Raw genomic sequence first — 10,981 nt, 5'->3', positions numbered from 1 at the left:
TCAGAAGAAGGTCAGGCCGACCTGGAACAGCCGCTCCACGTCGCGCAGGCGGCGCTTGTCGATCACGAACAGGATCACGTGGTCGCCGGACTCTACCACCACGTCGTCGTGGGCGATCAGCACCTCCTTGCCGCGCACGATGGCGCCGATGGTGGTGCCTCGCGGCAGATCGATCTCGCCGATCGCCCGCCCCACCACCTTCGACGACTGGGTGTCGCCGTGGGCGATCGCCTCGATCGCCTCGGCGGCGCCGCGCCGCAGCGAGTGCACGTTGACGATGTCGCCGCGCCGCACGTGGGTCAGCAGGCTGCCGATGGTCGCCTGCTGCGGCGAGATGGCGATGTCGATCTCGCCGCCCTGCACCAGGTCGACGTAGGCGGCGTTGTTGATCAGCGTCAGCACCTTCTTGGCGCCCATGCGCTTGGCCAGCATCGACGACATGATGTTGACCTCGTCGTCGTTGGTCAGCGCGCAGAAGATGTCGCAGTCCTCGATGTTCTCCTCCTCCAGCAGCCGCTTGCTGGTGGCGCTGCCGTGCAGCACCACGGTGCGGTCGAGGCGTTCGGAGAGCTGGGTGCAGCGCTCGAGGCCGTGCTCGATGATCTTGACCTGGTGGCTGTGCTCGAGGTGCTCGGCGAGGCGCTCGCCGATGTTGCCGCCGCCGGCGATCATCACCCGGCGGAAGTCGCGGTCGAGGCGCCGCAGCTCGCTCATCACCGCGCGGATGTCGCGCCGGGCGGCGATGAAGAACACCTCGTCGTCGGCCTCGATCACCGTATCGCCGCGCGGGATGATCGGCCGGTTGCGGCGGTAGATGGCGGCCACCCGGGTGTCGACGCTGGGCATGTGGCGGCGCAGGAAGCCGAGATCCTGGCCGACCAGCGGGCCGCCGTAGACCGCCTTCACCGCGACCAGCTGGGCCAGGCCGCCGGCGAACTCCAGCACCTGCAGCGCGCCGGGGTGCTCGATCAGCCGGCGGATGTGGTCGGTGACCACCTGCTCGGGGCTGATCAGCACGTCGATCGGCACCGCCTCGTGGGCGAACAGCCCCTTGCGGGTCAGGTAGGCGGTGGCGCGCACCCGGGCGATCTTGGTCGGGGTGCGGAACAGGGTGTGGGCGACCTGGCAGGCGATCATGTTGACCTCGTCCTGGCTGGTCACCGCGATCAGCATGTCGGCGTCCTCGCAGCCGGCCTGGCGCAGCACCATGGGGTAGGAGCCGGGGCCGACCACGGTGCGGATGTCGAGCCGGGTGTGCAGCTCGCGCAGCCGTTCGCCGTCGGTGTCCACCACGGTGATGTCGTTCTCCTCGCGGGCCAGGTGTTCGGCCAGGGTGCCGCCGACCTGGCCGGCGCCGAGAATGATGATCTTCATTGTTGTCGTGTCCGCAACAGTTCCCGGCGGTGCATCTTGTGCGCCGCAACAGGGGCGTCAGCATAAACCAGGCGCCGTGCAGGGAACAGGGGCGACCCGGAATCCGGGGGTCAGTCGAGGGTGAAGCCGATCTTGAGCGTGACCTGCCAGTGGGCGACGCGCCCGTGCTCGATATGCCCGCGGGTCTCGGTGACCTCGAACCAGCGCATGCCGTGAAGGCTCTCAGAGGCCTTGGCGATGGCGCTGTTGATGGCCTCCTCGAGGCCCTGTTGGGAGGTTCCGGTGAGTTCGATGTGCTTGTAGGTATGGTGGCTCATGGTGGATCCCCTGGATCGGTACATGTAGCGGCGGGCTTCAGCTCGCCTGCCTCACCAGTCTGGCATAGAAGAAGCCGTCGTGGCTGTCGGTTGCCGGCAGCAGCTGGCGGCCGGCACCGGCGGGGCGGCCCCAGGCCACATCGTGAGGGGTGGTGGGGGTGGCGTCCGGGGTACGCGCCAGGAACGCCTGGAGCTGCTCGGCGTTCTCCTCGGGAAGCACCGAGCAGGTGGCGTAGAGCAGGGTGCCCCCGGGACGCAGCAGGGGCCAGAGATTGTCGAGCAGTCGTGCCTGCAGCTCGGCCAGCTTGGGGATGTCCGAGGGGCGACGCAGGCGCTTGATGTCCGGGTGGCGACGGATCACGCCGCTGCCGGAGCAGGGGGCATCGAGCAGGATGGCGTCGAAGGGGGTGCCGTCCCACCAGTCCCGCTGCGTGGCGTCACCGTGGGTCAGGGTGGCGGCGAGGCCGAGCCGGGTCAGGGCATCCTCGACCCGGGCCAGGCGCACGGCGTCGCTGTCCACCGCGTGGAGCTCGATGTCGAACAGCTCCAGCAGATGGGAGGTCTTTCCGCCCGGCGCGCAGCAGGCATCCAGTACCCGGGCGCCGGGCCGCGGCGCCAGCACCGGGCCGAGCAGCACCGCGGAGAGCTGGGCGGCCTCGTCCTGGACGCTGACGTGTCCCGCCTCGAAGCCTGGCAGGACGTGGACGTCGCAGGGGGTATCGAGGGTCACCCCGTCCGGGGCGTGCAGGCAGAGCCGGGCGTCGAGGCCGGCGCCGTCGAGCCGGTCGAGATAGGCCTCGCGGTCGCCGTGGCGACGGTTGACCCGCAGCGTCATGGGGCCCGGCGTGTTGTTGGCCTCGCAGATGGTGCGCCAGTCGTCGGGCCAGGCCTGGCGCAGGGCCTTGAGCAGCCAGCGTGGGTGCAGCAGCGCCACCGCCGGGTCGTGATCGACCTCGGCCTGCAGCGCCGTGGCTTCCCGCGTGAGCCGGCGCAGGCAGCCGTTGATCACCCGGGTGGCCCACTCCTTGTCGAGCAAGCGGGCGGCGCCGGCGGTCTCGCCCACGGCGGCGTGGCTCGGAATGCGCATGTAGAGCAGCTGGTGGATGCCGATCAGCAACAGCGCCTGCACGTCGGCATCGCGGGCCTTGAAGGGCTTCACCAGCAGCTTGTCGGCCAGCGCCTCGAGCCGTGGCAGGGTGCGGCAGGCTCCGTAGCAGAGGGCCTTGAACAGCGCGCGATCGCGGGCCACCACCTGGTGGTCGTCGAGGTTGGTCAGCGAACCCTTGCCGGTGATCACCGGGACCAGGGCGCGGGCGGCGGCGGCACGCAAGGCGAGGCCCCCGTCGTTGTGGAGGCCGCGGGGCTGGCCTCGGCGGTTGTCCGGTGTTCCGGCGCTCATCGCGGGGTCTCCTCGTTGAAACGGCCCAGGACCAGGCCGGGGGGAAAGCGCTCGGCCCGCGCCTTGAGCAGTTCGTGCACCGCCAGCGGCTTGCCGCCGGGCAGCTGGGCGCGTGTCACCCTCAGTACCTGGTCCCCCCGTTCGCCACAGGCGATGCGCAGGGCCCCGCCATCCTGGACGAGCAGGGTGCCCGGTGTGGCCGGCGTCTCAGCGTCATGCGGCACGCCGATCTCGGCCATCAGCAGTCGCAGGCGCTCGTCACCCAGGGCACACCAGGCCACCGGCCAGGGATTGAAGGCGCGGATCCGGGCCGCCAGTTCGGAGGCCGGACGGCGGAAGTCCAGCTCGGCCTCGGCCTTGGAGAGCTTGGCGGCATAGGTGACGCCCTCCCCGGGTTGCGGCGTGGCGCTCAGCCCGCCGTCGGCCAGGGCATCCAGTGCCGCCACGATGGCCTCGCCGCCGAGCGCCGCCAGGGTGTCGTGGAGTTCGCCACCGGTGGTGGTGGCGGTGATCGGTGTGCGACGGACCAGCAGCATGTCGCCGGTGTCCAGGCCCGCGTCCATCTGCATGATGGTCACCCCGCTCTCGCTGTCACCGGCCTCGATGGCGCGCTGGATGGGCGCGGCACCGCGCCAGCGCGGCAGCAGCGAGGCATGGACGTTGAGGCAGCCCTGCCGGGGCGTGTCGAGTATCGCCCGGGGCAGGATCAGGCCGTAGGCCACCACCACCATCAGGTCGGCGTCCAGGGCCGCGAGTTCGGCCTGGACGTCCGGGGTCTTGAGGGTCTCGGGCTGATGGACCGGCAGGCCGTGTTCGATCGCCAGGGTCTTGACCGGGCTCGGGGTCAATCTGCGTCCGCGTCCGGCCGGTCGGTCGGGCTGGGTATAGACGGCGATGATCTGGTGGCGGCTGGCCAGCAGCGCCGCCAGGCTCTCGGCGGCGAAGTCGGGCGTGCCGGCGAAGATGACGCGCAGGGGTCGGGACATGATCTCGGAGGCCTTGCCAGTGGGCGATGCCTCCCATGATAACGGAGCCGACCCGAAACGACGAAGGCCGGCGCACCTGGCGTCGGCCTTCGCTGGCGATGCAGTGCACGGCGCAGGGCCCGAGGGTCAGGCAGGTTGCATCTGCTTGTGGCGCTTCTGCATCTTCTTCAGCACCCGGTCGCGCTTGAGCGGCGAGAGGTAGTCGACGAACAGCACGCCCTCGAGGTGGTCGTGCTCGTGTTGGATGCAGTGGGCCAGCAGACCCTCGGCCTCGAGTTCGTAGGGGGTGCCGTCGCGATCCAGCGCCTTCAGGTGAACCTTCAGGGCGCGGGGCACCTCGGCGTAGTACTCGGGGATCGACAGGCACCCCTCCTGCATCAGGTCACGCTCGTCGCCGATGGGCGTATAGCTCGGGTTGATCAGCACCAGCGGGCTGGCCTGGGTGTCGCTGACATCCATGACGATCACCCGGCGATGGACGTCCACCTGGGTGGCGGCGAGCCCGATGCCGCGGGCCTCGTACATGGTCTCGAGCATGTCGTCGACCAGTCGACGCACCTCGTCGTCGACCGCCTCGACCGGCGCCGCCTTCGTGCGCAGGCGTTCGTCGGGAAATTCGAGGATGGGTAATTTGGCCATGGCGTTGGAATCACCGTTATGCTGTCATTCAGGGAATGACACTATTCTAGAAGCGGGCGAGCGGTGGCGAAACCGCTCGCCGCGCATCGCATCGATAAATTATGACTATATCATGCCAACATCGTTCCAGGATGTCAGGCGTGACGCGCGCAACGCAGGGGGCGACAGGGATGAGGCAGACGAGGGGGGGTGTGCGGCACAGGCTGGGTCACCTGGGGCAGGTGATGGTGCTCCTGGCCACGGCGCTGGTGGCGGGCACGGGTGCCGCCCAGGCGCAAGGGCTGAGCTGGGAGGAGAGCCTGCAGCGGGATGCGCCGGAGCGCTACACGGTGGTGCGGGGCGATACCCTCTGGGGCATCTCCGGTCGTTTCCTGCGCCATCCCTGGCAGTGGCCCGAGGTGTGGCAGGTCAATCCGCAGATTCGCAATCCGCACCTGATCTACCCTGGTGACGTCGTCTACCTCTATGACTGCAACGGTCGCCCCTGCCTCGGCCTGGAGCGTGGCCAGGGCGAGGTGCGGCTGTCGCCGGGGGTCCGCACCACGCCGCATCGCGAGGCGATCGAGCCGATCCCCCTGGAGGCGATCCAGCACTTCCTGCGCGAGCACCGCGTCATCGACGACCCGGACGATCTCGACGAGCTGGCCTACGTGGTCGGCGCCGACGACCACCGGCTGGTCAGCGGTGCCGGTGATCGCCTCTATGCCCGGGGCCACCTGGAGGGCAACGCCCGGGTCGGCCTCTACCGCGTCGGCGAGCGCTATCAGGACGCGACGTCCGGTGAGCTGCTGGGCCTCGAGCTCGAGCACGTGGGCCAGGCCCGGCGCGAACGCAGCGAGGACGATATCGTGGTGCTGGAGGTCACGTCGTCCCGCCAGGAGGTGCGCAACGACGACATCGTGCTGCCGCTGGAGAGCCGCGAGCTGATCACCCAGTTCTATCCCCGGCCACCCGACGGCGAGGTCGATGGCCGCATCCTGGCGGTGCCGGGCGGCGTGCGCTTCATCGGCCGCCTGCAGGTGGTGGCCCTGGACCGTGGCCGTCGCGACGGCCTGGAGCCGGGCCACGTGCTGATGGTCGAGCAGCAGGGCGAACTGGTCAGCGACCCGCGTACCAATGAGGCGTTGCGCCTGCCCGGCGAGGAGGCCGGCCTGGTGATGGTCTTCCGGCCCTACGAGAAGATGAGCTACGGCCTGGTGATGCAGGCCACCCGTACCCTGTCCGTGGGCGACCGGGTGCACAACCCGCGCCGCGCCCTGGGCACCGCCCTGCGCTGAGGGATGCGGATGATGCAGGCCAGGGAGTGGCTGGTGCTGTCCCGCCTGCCGGGCGTCGGTAGCCGGCAGCTGGCGACGATCGCCGCGCGCTCGCCGGCCTGGCCCCAGGGGTGGCTGGCCACGCTGCCCGGCGAGGCAGCCACCGCCCTGCGGCTGTGGCTCGAGCACCCCGCCCGCAGCCCCATCGCCACGCTGCTCGAGGCCGATCAGGCCTGGCTCGCCGCCGATCCCGCCCGTCACCTGCTGCATGTCGGTCATCCTGCCTGGCCCGACCTGCTCGGCCAGATCGCCGATCCACCCCCGGTGCTCTGGGCGCTGGGGGACCTCGCGGCACTGTCGCCGCCGCGACTCGCCGTGGTCGGTACCCGTCGCCCCACCCGGGAGGGCCTCGGCAATGCCTCGGCCTTCGCCCGGGAGCTGGCCGGCCGTGGCTGGTGCGTGGTCAGCGGCATGGCGCTGGGCGTCGACGGCGCCGCCCAGCAGGCCGCCCTGGAGGCCGGCGGGCGCAGCGTGGCGGTGCTCGGCTGCGGCGTCGACCTGGTCTATCCGCCCCGCCATCACCGTCTCTATCGCCGCCTGCAGGCGCCCGGCGGGCTGCTGCTCTCCGAACATCCGCCCGGTACCCGGGCGCGGCCCGGCTTCTTCCCGCGGCGTAACCGCATCGTCACCGGGCTCTCGCTGGGCGTGCTGGTGGTGGAAGCCGCCGAGAAGAGCGGGTCGCTGGTCAGTGCCCGCCTGGCCACCGAACAGGGCCGCGAGGTCTTCGTGCTGCCGGGATCGATCCACAACCCCCAGGCCCGGGGCAACCTGCAACTGATCCGCGACGGCGCCGTGCTGGTCCGCGATATCGACGATATCCTCGCCGAACTCACCCAGTGGCGTGCGCTGCCCGGTCCCGACGCGGCGGCACCGCCATCGGTATCGACCGGCGAGGGGGCATCGTCGTCGGCCGACCCCCTGCTGCGCTGGCTGAGTGGATCCCCGACCCCGGTGGATGCCCTGGTGGGACTCTCCGGCCTGGGCATCGCCGAGTGCCAGCGCCGCCTGCTCGAGCTCGAGCTGGAGGGACGCGCCACCCAGGCGGTCGGGGGCTGGGTGCGCCTGCCGTCGCCACCGGGAGCGTGATAGCATAGGAGCCCGGCATCGGGGCGTCGTCGCCACGTCGATCGTTTCCATCCGAGGAGTTCCATGACCGAAGCCAGTACGCTCGAGACCACCGTTGCCACGCTGCGCGCCGGCGGTGTGATCGCCTATCCCACCGAAGCGGTCTGGGGGCTCGGCTGCGATCCCGACAATGACGAGGCGCTGGCCCGCCTGCTGCGCCTCAAGCAGCGCGACCCGGCCAAGGGCATGATCCTGGTGGCGGCGAACATCGGGCAGTTCGCGCCCTGGCTCGAGGGCGTGCCGCTCGAGCTCCAGGCGTCCCTGGTGGCCAGCTGGCCCGGCCCCCACACCTGGCTGGTGCCCGACAACGGTCGCTCCCATGCGCTGCTGCGCGGCGGTCATGATCGGGTGGCGCTGCGGGTCAGCGCTCATCCCCTGGTGGTGGAGCTCTGCACGGCCTTCGGCAAGCCGATCGTCTCGACCTCGGCCAACAAGGCCAGCGAGCCCCCGGCGATGAGTGCCGACGCGGTGCGTACCATCTTCGGCGACCAGCTGGATGCCCTGGTCGAGGGGGAACTCGGTGGCCTCGAACGCCCCAGTACCATCCGCGACCTGATCACCGGCCGAGTCTTGCGCTCCTGACCCGGGAGCCACCGATCCCCTTCCTATCCCTGCCTTCAGGAGGCCCCGTGGCCCACGCTCACCTCGATGCCGTCAAGCGCTACCTGCTCGACCTCCAGGATCGTCTCTGTGCCGATCTGGCCGCGGAGGATGGCGGCCCGGGGTTTCGCGAGGATGCCTGGGTGCGAGAGGAGGGAGGCGGTGGTCGCTCCCGGGTGATCGAGCACGGGAGCCTGTTCGAGAAGGGCGGCGTCAACTTCTCCCATGTCTTCGGCGAGCGGCTGCCGCCGTCCGCCACCGCGGCCCGGCCGGAGCTGGCCGGGCGCAGCTTCCATGCGGTGGGGGTCTCCTGGGTGCTGCACCCCGAGAACCCCCATGTGCCGACCAGCCACGGCAACGTGCGCTTCTTCATCGCCGAGAAGGCGGGCGAGGCCCCGGTATGGTGGTTCGGCGGCGGCTTCGACCTGACGCCCTTCTATCCGGTGCATGACGACGTGCTGCACTGGCACCGGGTCGCCCGCGACGCCTGTGCGCCCTTCGGCGACGACGTCTACCCGCGCTTCAAGGCGTGGTGCGACGACTACTTCCTTCTCAAGCATCGCGACGAGACCCGCGGTGTCGGTGGCCTGTTCTTCGACGACCTCAACGACTGGGGGTTCGAGAAGTGCTTCGCCTTCCAGCGTGCCGTGGGCGACGCCTTCCTGGGGGCCTACCTGCCCATCGTGCGTCGCCGCCGCGATACCCCCTGGGGGGCGCGCGAGCGCGACTTCCAGCTCTACCGCCGCGGGCGCTACGTGGAGTTCAACCTGGTGTGGGACCGCGGCACCCTGTTCGGTCTGCAGAGCGGCGGACGCACCGAGTCGATCCTGATGTCGATGCCGCCCCTGGCGCGCTGGGAGTACGGCTGGAACCCCGAGCCCGACAGCCCCGAGGCCCTGCTCTATCGCGACTATCTGCGCCCCCGCGACTGGCTGGGGGAAGGGGCCAACTAGACGCTTCCCGAGACACCAAGGAGATCTCGTGACCGACCGCTACTGTGTATTCGGCCATCCCGTTGGCCACTCGAAGTCACCGGCCATCCATGCGGCCTTCGCCGACCAGACCGGTGAGGCCATCGACTACACCGCCATCGAGGCGCCCCTGGACGACTTCGCCGGCGCCTGGCGTGCCTTCATCGCGGCGGGTGGCCGTGGCGCCAACGTCACCGTGCCGTTCAAGGAGGAGGCGTTTCGCCTGTGCGAGGTGCTGAGCCCGCGCGCCCTGCGGGCCGGGGCGGTGAATACCTTGATCCTCGGCGGCAACGGCCAGAGCAACGATTTGAAGGTCTATGGCGACACCACCGACGGCGTCGGCCTGGTGCGGGACCTCGAGCGCCACGGCGTCACGCTCGCCGGCGCGCGCCTCCTGGTGCTGGGCGCCGGCGGGGCGGTGCGCGGCGTGCTCGAGCCGCTGCTCGCGGCGGCCCCGGCCAGCCTGGTCGTCGCCAACCGCACCGCCGAGAAGGCCGAGGCCCTGGCGGCGGACTTCGCCGACCTGGGCGAGATCCGCGGCGGTGGCTTCGATGCCATCTCGGGGCCCTTCGACGTGGTGATCAACGGCACCAGCGCCAGCCTCGCCGGCGACCTGCCGCCGCTGCCCGACGACCTGTTTGCCGACGGCGCCACCGCCTACGACATGATGTACGGCGCCGAGCCCACGGTGTTCCTGCAGTGGGCCGCCGAGCGTGGTGCCCGCGGCGTCGATGGCCTGGGCATGCTGGTGGAGCAGGCCGCCGAGTCCTTCTTCCTGTGGCGCCACAGGCGCCCCGACACCGACCCGGTGCTCGAGGCGCTGCGCCGGGCGCTGTGATCAACGTCACTTGATGTGGCGTCAGCTCCCCGGGCATCTTCGCCGAATAAAGGCGCCGAGGCCCGCCCCTATGGGGTCAGACCCTGGGGGATCCCCAGGTTTTTACATCCCACTGGCACCTCCATGCTGTGCAATGACTTCGTGCCGGAGGAACGCCGTCAGCCTATCCGGCCGACATCGTGACAGTCGGTTTGGGGAGTACCTCAATGCCTCCCGCCCCAGCCGCCAAACCGACAAGACCGATCGTGCCTGCAGGCTGTTGCTCTGGAACTGCTGGGCCCGCCCCTCCTGCTGAGTCTTCAGGCCAATGGCGACCAGCACCAGGCTGGCCAGCATGGCGATGAGCAGCAGAATCTCGATGCGACGCGCGCTGCGCGTCTGGTGCATCCCGAAGCCCAGGCCGAACAGCGGGCTCTTCACGTCACGAAAGCCCTCTTCGATCTGCATCCGCTGGCGATAGATCGCCACCACTTTCTTGGCACTCGTAACCGATGGTGGCAGGTTACTGACCAGCACCCAGGGTTCGCGATGGCCTTTCGCGGCCTTACGGCTGCGCTTGGCGCGTGATGGCTTACCCTGTTTGGTGAGGTGGCGTCGTCCCTTGGCGGCGTGACGGACGCGGTAGGCCCGGGTGGACAGTGGGGATTTCTTGACGAGCTCAGCCTCGCCCAAGGCGTCTGGGGTGCGCCGAGCCCCCGCGAACAGCTCCGCGACGGGCGCCCACTCCTCGCCTGACAACCGGAGGTGCGTCGGTCGCCGCAAGCGGCCGACGTAATACCAACCACGCTGTTCCACCTCCCGGAACCAGGGCCCCTTGAAGCCGGCATCGGTGACCAGAATGGGCTGGGCACCCTCCGGCAACAGCTCGGCGATCATGTCCAGCAGATGGCGCTGGCAGACCGGGCAGGCGTCCTTGTGATGGACTTTCTCGTAGATCGGGAAGGACCGGCCGGCGAAAGGAAGCGCGGCGCGCAGCACAAAGTAGTGCCCCCGATCATCGATCGGCGACCAGTCCACCAGGAGGCGCGGATGCGGGGTATTGCCGACGAGAAGCCGCGTCACTTGCCAATAGAAGAGTGGTCGCTCCTGCTGCAGGTGAGGGTTCCCGAGCAGGCGGTCGATGCGCTTGATGGCGTGCTTGGGCGCCGTGTCACCGGGCAGATGGCGGCCTAAGGCCGTCAGGCCCAGGTGCTGGCCGTCGATCAGTGCCTGTACCGCAGCCAACACGGCCTCTAAGCGCAGGGCATGCACCACAGGGGCTGAAGCCGCCAGGATCTTGTGCAAGAATCGGAGCGTCTGCATGGGCACCTCGGCATATTGTTTCTTTGGCGATTAACAACATGCCTGCCCATGCAGACTTTTTTCAATCCTAATATGCTGATTTAGCTATTCATTTCCTGGGGATCCCCCAGGGTC

Annotated in this window: 11 protein-coding genes; 5 read left to right on the top strand and 6 right to left on the bottom strand. The window is 69.6% G+C overall.

Annotation, left to right across the window (positions count from 1 at the left end; all coding sequences use genetic code 11):
• From trkA to def, 5 genes are all read right to left on the bottom strand, one after another.
• Positions 1 to 1,374, bottom strand: coding sequence for a Trk system potassium transporter TrkA (gene trkA, locus C1H66_RS03190; RefSeq protein WP_102626472.1), 1,374 nt, complete (start codon positions 1,372 to 1,374; stop codon positions 1 to 3).
• Positions 1,375 to 1,484: 110 nt separating this feature from the next.
• Positions 1,485 to 1,691: a dodecin gene (locus C1H66_RS03185; protein WP_102626471.1), complete on the bottom strand. Its 207-nt coding sequence runs from the start codon at positions 1,689 to 1,691 to the stop codon at positions 1,485 to 1,487.
• Positions 1,692 to 1,728: 37 nt separating this feature from the next.
• Positions 1,729 to 3,090 carry a 16S rRNA (cytosine(967)-C(5))-methyltransferase RsmB gene (rsmB, locus tag C1H66_RS03180; RefSeq protein WP_102626470.1) on the bottom strand — a complete coding sequence of 454 codons (1,362 nt, stop codon included), beginning with the start codon at positions 3,088 to 3,090 and terminating at the stop codon, positions 1,729 to 1,731.
• Complete coding sequence (gene fmt, locus C1H66_RS03175) at positions 3,087 to 4,076, bottom strand: methionyl-tRNA formyltransferase (RefSeq protein WP_102626469.1); 990 nt, start codon at positions 4,074 to 4,076, stop codon at positions 3,087 to 3,089. The genes rsmB and fmt overlap by 4 nt, the downstream gene beginning before the upstream one ends.
• Before the next feature lie 126 nt (positions 4,077 to 4,202).
• Positions 4,203 to 4,715 carry a peptide deformylase gene (gene def, locus C1H66_RS03170; protein ID WP_102626468.1) on the bottom strand — a complete coding sequence of 171 codons (513 nt, stop codon included), beginning with the start codon at positions 4,713 to 4,715 and terminating at the stop codon, positions 4,203 to 4,205.
• Between the two features lie 224 nt (positions 4,716 to 4,939).
• Here def and C1H66_RS03165 point away from each other — a divergent pair, with 224 nt between their 5' ends.
• The 5 genes from C1H66_RS03165 (at position 4,940) to aroE (ending at position 9,565) form a co-directional block, all read left to right on the top strand.
• Entirely contained in the window at positions 4,940 to 5,992 is a 1,053-nt protein-coding gene (locus tag C1H66_RS03165) for a LysM peptidoglycan-binding domain-containing protein (protein ID WP_102626473.1), read from the top strand.
• 12 nt (positions 5,993 to 6,004) lie between these two features.
• Positions 6,005 to 7,117 carry a DNA-processing protein DprA gene (gene dprA / locus C1H66_RS03160; RefSeq protein WP_102626467.1) on the top strand — a complete coding sequence of 371 codons (1,113 nt, stop codon included), beginning with the start codon at positions 6,005 to 6,007 and terminating at the stop codon, positions 7,115 to 7,117.
• Between the two features lie 63 nt (positions 7,118 to 7,180).
• Entirely contained in the window at positions 7,181 to 7,738 is a 558-nt protein-coding gene (gene tsaC / locus C1H66_RS03155; protein ID WP_102626466.1) for an L-threonylcarbamoyladenylate synthase type 1 TsaC, read from the top strand.
• 47 nt (positions 7,739 to 7,785) lie between these two features.
• Positions 7,786 to 8,709, top strand: a complete 924-nt coding sequence (gene hemF, locus C1H66_RS03150; RefSeq protein WP_102626465.1) for an oxygen-dependent coproporphyrinogen oxidase — start codon at positions 7,786 to 7,788, stop codon at positions 8,707 to 8,709.
• Positions 8,710 to 8,737: 28 nt separating this feature from the next.
• Positions 8,738 to 9,565 carry a shikimate dehydrogenase gene (aroE, locus tag C1H66_RS03145; RefSeq protein ID WP_102626464.1) on the top strand — a complete coding sequence of 276 codons (828 nt, stop codon included), beginning with the start codon at positions 8,738 to 8,740 and terminating at the stop codon, positions 9,563 to 9,565.
• 102 nt (positions 9,566 to 9,667) lie between these two features.
• Here the strand turns inward: aroE and C1H66_RS03140 are convergent, their stop codons facing one another.
• The gene (locus tag C1H66_RS03140; protein WP_102626463.1) at positions 9,668 to 10,867 is read right to left on the bottom strand and encodes an IS4 family transposase; all 1,200 of its coding nucleotides are present in this window, start codon (positions 10,865 to 10,867) and stop codon (positions 9,668 to 9,670) included.
• Positions 10,868 to 10,981: the final 114 nt, after the last annotated feature.

Source organism: Halomonas heilongjiangensis, assembly GCF_002879645.1.
Classification (GTDB): Bacteria; Pseudomonadota; Gammaproteobacteria; order Pseudomonadales; family Halomonadaceae; genus Halomonas; species Halomonas heilongjiangensis.
This window is presented reverse-complemented; position numbering and strand designations above follow the sequence as displayed.

Bases quoted from the DNA above. Each gene is read 5' to 3' on its own strand.
- rsmB (WP_102626470.1), bottom strand. From the start codon at position 3,090: ATGAGCGCCGGAACACCGGACAACCGCCGAGGCCAGCCCCGCGGCCTC.
- trkA (WP_102626472.1), bottom strand. From the start codon at position 1,374: ATGAAGATCATCATTCTCGGCGCCGGCCAGGTCGGCGGCACCCTGGCC.
- C1H66_RS03165 (WP_102626473.1), top strand. From the start codon at position 4,940: ATGGTGCTCCTGGCCACGGCGCTGGTGGCGGGCACGGGTGCCGCCCAG.
- C1H66_RS03140 (WP_102626463.1), bottom strand. From the start codon at position 10,867: ATGCAGACGCTCCGATTCTTGCACAAGATCCTGGCGGCTTCAGCCCCT.
- fmt (WP_102626469.1), bottom strand. From the start codon at position 4,076: ATGTCCCGACCCCTGCGCGTCATCTTCGCCGGCACGCCCGACTTCGCC.
- tsaC (WP_102626466.1), top strand. From the start codon at position 7,181: ATGACCGAAGCCAGTACGCTCGAGACCACCGTTGCCACGCTGCGCGCC.
- dprA (WP_102626467.1), top strand. From the start codon at position 6,005: ATGCAGGCCAGGGAGTGGCTGGTGCTGTCCCGCCTGCCGGGCGTCGGT.
- def (WP_102626468.1), bottom strand. From the start codon at position 4,715: ATGGCCAAATTACCCATCCTCGAATTTCCCGACGAACGCCTGCGCACG.
- C1H66_RS03185 (WP_102626471.1), bottom strand. From the start codon at position 1,691: ATGAGCCACCATACCTACAAGCACATCGAACTCACCGGAACCTCCCAA.